The organism is Methylosinus sp. R-45379, from assembly GCF_001644125.1.
GTDB lineage: Bacteria > Pseudomonadota > Alphaproteobacteria > Rhizobiales > Beijerinckiaceae > Methylosinus.
In genome coordinates this window covers 1-1267 of the sequence record NZ_LUUM01000151.1, presented here as the reverse complement: position 1 = coordinate 1267, position 1267 = coordinate 1, and the positions used below count along the sequence as shown (strand labels likewise).

Genomic DNA, 1267 nt, shown 5'->3' with positions numbered 1-1267 from the left:
CTTGATGACGGTCCGTGACATGGCGATCATCGTGGCGTTTCTCACATTGGGACTCGGCTTGCCGATCATTTTGTCGGCGACCGTGTTCGTCTACGGCGTTTGCGCCTTGCCCGCCGTCGTCTGTCGGCGCTTCGGCTCGGGCTGGGAAGGCGTCGCGCTCTCCGCCGGGATCATGGCGACCGTCGCCATTGTCCCTGGATACGACGCTCAGAGGCGAGCAGAAGAGGTCTCGATACCCTTCAAGCGATTTGATTTTGCGCCCCCGGGGCTGATCGGGGTGACGTCCCTGGAGATTCGTCGCCGCTCCGCCGATCACGATCAGACATTCATGGATCAGGATGTCTGCGGTTACGAATGCCGCGCTCTGCTCACCTATGGTCGGGTCGAATGGGTGCGGGTCGTCATGGTCGATGGAGCCGCGGCCGGCTCGTTCTACAGGCTCGAGCGCGGAAAAAGCTGCGCCGCGCCTGGCGGCCCGATGTCGGAAACCGCGACTTGCGTCCTGCCGGCGCGAGACTCCGGAGAAGCGCCCGAGTTGACGATCCAATTCGACACCTTGTCGCTCCTTCCAGATGACGAGCCGAGCCCGCTGCGACTGGTGGTTCCAAGGACCACCAAAACCGTGACTGCGCATTGGCGGGAAGGCGGCGAAGCAACTGAAATCCTCCATCAAACGGAAGTCGGAGTCGATGTGGCCTCGGTCCCGGCGATCTGGGGTCCGATCATGGACGGTATGCACAGCGAAGGCCTCGATATCATGAGGCGTCGCATTGTCATCGATCAGATTTCGTTCAACGGGACCTTGGCGCGCCTCGGTCTTTCGCTCGAGCGGCCGGCGGGCGTGGCGGCGGTCGAAACCAAGCCTACGAGCGGGCAGGGCGTCAACGACTTGATGACCAGAGAGGCTCTCGCCGTTCTGAACCTGCCGCGGACCGAGACCTTCGATCCCCAACAGGCAAAGCCGATACACGATTGGCTCGAGCACGCGACCAATATGAAGGAGTGGACTCCACCCTCGATCGACTTCTTGCGCCGCATCGCGCGCGACCGGCGCATCCGGTCGCCCATGTCTTTCGATAGAATATTCGAGCGCAACCCCGTCGTCACGGCGGCGCTGATGCCGGACATGCTTCAAATGATCGCGACCGATGGGATAGGGCCGGATTACACAGCCGCCCGCCAGGCTGCTTACACATTCCCTCGATTGGCCCCCGCGTTTCTCGAGCCCTACGCCGACCAGATCGTCGCGCTGCTCGATCGGGGACCG

General features: G+C 62.7%; 1 protein-coding gene. It reads left to right on the top strand.

Going from position 1 to position 1267, the window contains the following annotated elements; all coding sequences use genetic code 11:
* Nucleotides 1-1267 (top strand): hypothetical protein (locus tag A1351_RS25230; RefSeq protein ID WP_198162258.1); only part of this gene is annotated, 1267 nt, incomplete at both ends.